This window comes from Marinospirillum sp. (assembly GCF_014859565.1).
In genome coordinates this window covers 1-3190 of the sequence record NZ_JACUUA010000317.1, presented here as the reverse complement: position 1 = coordinate 3190, position 3190 = coordinate 1, and the positions used below count along the sequence as shown (strand labels likewise).

The window sequence follows — 3190 nt, the reverse complement described above, 5'->3', positions numbered from 1 at the left end:
TCACCCCGCTGGGCGGGATGGCGTTTTTAGTGGGCTGGCTGGGATTGCTGATGGGAGGTTTGCGTTTGCAGGAGTCACCACGTATATAACTCAAATTGCTGCGGTAGCTTTTGCATAAAGTTTAAACAGGTGCTGCACCCGTTCCATTGGGGATTTAAAGCCTTTCGGCTGGTACAGGGTATCAACAGCTTTATCGAGTTTTGTGTGTGCTTTTCTCAGGTTGGCAGGCATCAGATCTGGGTCGTAAAGATCGGCTAATGAGGTTTCCGGGTCTTTATCAAACTCGACCTGCCGAGCATCCAGCACCGCCTGCGCCAGGGTTTCAATTTGCTGCTTTTGTTTATCGGTCGCATTCGGCCAGGGGAAGTTGTTGTAAACCAGCGTGGCAGAATAGCGATAATCGCTTTTCAGGCGACCTGCAACTGTACGCATCCAGTCCATATGCATTTGACTGGTCAGCACGCCAAATTCATATTTATTTGCTTCAGGTAAAATCAAAACAGCACTTGAAGCAATAACTCCTTCCAAAAAGCCAATGGGGATATATTGTCTATATTGGGAGCTTGTTTTTGGAATAATGACAAATTCTTCAGGGAAATTTTTTTCTCTGAACAAATGCGGTGTCTCAGCAAACTTTTGGCTTGATTTACTTGATTCCCTGAACTCCTTTACTTTTTTTATCCTATCTCTCAAGGCAGTAGATTTTCTTATTAAGCTTGGTGGTGCATCGACTAGCCAGAAGCAGTACTTGAATTTATTATTGATGTAGTCATGGCCAGTAATCCATTTCTTTATGTATTTATCCAGCTCTGGCTCTTTGGCTAATATCGCATTCTTTTCATGTGAGTCAAAGGTTAATATGCCATTGTCGAGCGGAGTAATGCCCTCAATCATTTTGTTTTTCACATTCAAAGGGCTGCTCATGCTTACCAAAGCCACCTCGTGTGAATCAACCAGATATGGATTTATTCTATCAACTAAAACCTCTTCTGGCTCTGAGGTTGGGCTACTGTATTTATAAATTTTTTTATTTTTGCATTCATTAAATGAGAAGCCCACAACAACGCAATAAACAGATGCATTTGCTTTTGCGTCATTGCTCCATTTAAATGTTCTGTGTGCAAATATTATCGAAGCCCCCATGCCTAAAATAGGATTCCATAAAGCGCCTACTTGCTCACCCATGCATATTGAGTTTGTCGATATGAAGGCTGTCGATATATTGGTTTCTTTGCAAAAAATAGCTGATTTATAAAACCAGTTTGAAACAAAATCCAATATGCCTTGTGACTTTAAATGTCCTATAACTTTCTTTTGGTCTTCTATCTGAGATTTGGATCTTTCTTTACGATCTACAAATGGCGGGTTGCCGATGATATAGCTGAGTTCCTTTGGCGAAACAACCTCGCTCCAATCCAGCGTTAGTGCATTGGCATTATGAATGTGTGCATGTTCTTTCAGTGGCAGCAGATCCGGTTCTTCACCAAAGCTTTTGGCAAATTCCACATTCATCTGGTGCTGGGTCAGCCACATGGCGACCTGCGCTATCTGTGCAGGCCATTCGTCCAGCTCAATGCCATAAAAATTATCCAGCGGGATCTGCGGCTGTATTTCAAAACCCAATGCTTTGGAGCCTTTCGCCTGAGCTTCCATCAGTTTCAGCTCAAGACGGCGCAGCTCGCGGTAGGTGACAATCAGAAAGTTGCCACAACCACAGGCGGGATCAAGCACCTTCAGGTGTCGTAATTTTTCGGCAAAGTCCATCAGCCGTTTATCGCGGGTGTTTTTTACTTTGTGTTGCAGAATTTTTTCCAGCTCTTCTTGCAGGTCATCCAGAAACAGCGGGCCAATCACTTTCAGGATGTTTTGTTCGCTGGTGTAATGTGCTCCCAGATTACGCCGTGCCTGCTTATCCATAATGCTTTGGAACAGGCTGCCGAAAACGGCGGGGCTGATCTCTTTCCAGTTAAAGTAACAGCAGCTAATCAACATTTCACGCATTTCAGCATTAAAGCTGGGCATGTCGATGCGTTCTTTAAACAGCTGGCCGTTTACATAAGGGAAAGCCGCCTGTTCCTCTGTTAAAACCTTGCTGCGCTTGTCTTCCGGCGTATCCAGAATCTGAAAAAGTTTTTGCAGGTGCAGCTCAGTATCAGAGCCATCTTCACGGGTAAAGTTGAGCAGGTATTGCACAAACTGGCGCGGGTCAAAAACGCCGGTATCTTCGGCGAACATGCAAAACAGCACCCGAACCATAAAGACCTGCAGCGCATGGCCTTCGTAACCGCTGTACTGCAGGCTGTCATGCAGCTCACCCAAAAGCAGTGCTGCTTTTTCGTTCAGCTCAAACTCGGTGATATTCTGCATCGCCTTGCCGTGCATAAAACCAAACAGATCCAGCTGATCGGGCAGGTCAGCCAGTGGGAATTGATGGTCTTCACCACTTTCAAGATGATGCAGGCGGAAGTGCTGGAGATCACACACCAGAATGTATGCAGGCAGATCCTGTTGATCCAGCCGTTTCAAATAATCTACAGCCTGGCTAAAAGCTTTATCCAAGTCCTGCCCAGCGGATTTCATCTCCACCAGCAGTGTACCCGGCCATAGCAGGTCGGCTCTTTTGGTTCCTGCATCACCACCTGTTTTAATTGCTAACTCATAGGTAGCAACGCTGCGGCGCTTGATGTCAAAAATGGCAAAAAAGTCATTCAGAAAACTTTGGGATTCGGCGTTTTCTTTCACTGCATCGGCATAATCTTTAACAAACTGGTGGGCACGACTGCGTAATGTTCTAATCGGTAAGGCCATGATGAATGACAATCCTTGTGGTGTGATTTCAGTTCTGTTCAGAATACTATTGAAGGGATAGGATAGCAGCAAGCTGTTTTCGGCGGTTTCATTTGGAGGTGAGTGATGGCCGCGGGAAATTTGATGTCGGGTAGCAGTCAGGCAGCCAAGGCACCCAGAAAAAATCGACTGGATGCGAAGCTGACTCTTAAACCCTGCCCCCGAAATCTGGGCAGGGCGTTTGATCTGCTGGTCAGTCTGCCGGATGATTTTATGCAAGAAGGCAAACAGGACAAGGAGCTTCAAGAATACACCGATGGCGCTGAGGTGTTTTGAGTCCCGGAGCTGCGTTTAAGACTTTGCTGTCAGTGCCTGACCAGCAAAGGTGACACCCTTCCAGCCG

General features: G+C 45.9%; 2 protein-coding genes. One reads left to right on the top strand and one right to left on the bottom strand.

The window, feature by feature from the left end:
- Nucleotides 1-90 precede the first annotated feature (90 nt).
- A complete protein-coding gene (locus IBX50_RS18955) occupies nucleotides 91-2808 on the bottom strand; it encodes a DNA methyltransferase (RefSeq protein ID WP_292257962.1) in 2718 nt (905 codons plus the stop codon).
- Between the two features lie 105 nt (nucleotides 2809-2913).
- Between IBX50_RS18955 and IBX50_RS18950 the strand changes: the two genes are divergently transcribed.
- Nucleotides 2914-3123, top strand: coding sequence for a hypothetical protein (locus tag IBX50_RS18950; protein WP_292257961.1), 210 nt, complete (start codon nucleotides 2914-2916; stop codon nucleotides 3121-3123).
- Nucleotides 3124-3190: the final 67 nt, after the last annotated feature.